Consider the following 203-nt stretch of genomic DNA (forward strand, 5'->3'; position numbering starts at 1 on the left):
CCCGGCGCGCGGGTGCGGGCCGTACGACTGGACCTCGCCGACCTCTCGTCGCTCGGAACCACGGTGGATTCACTGGAGGTGGAACGGCTCGACGCGGTCGTCCACAACGCCGGCGTCGCGCTCGACGACCCGCCGCGCAAGGAGACCGGAGACGGTCACGAGCTCATGTTCGGCACGAACCACCTCGGGCACTTCGCCCTGAC

The 203-nt window shown here is 70.4% G+C and carries 1 pseudogene; it reads left to right on the top strand.

The window, feature by feature from the left end:
- Positions 1 to 203 (top strand): annotated as a pseudogene (locus ADK52_RS13985) (short-chain dehydrogenase); the annotation flags it as partial.

The organism is Streptomyces sp. WM6372 (genome assembly GCF_001279655.1).
GTDB lineage: Bacteria > Actinomycetota > Actinomycetes > Streptomycetales > Streptomycetaceae > Streptomyces.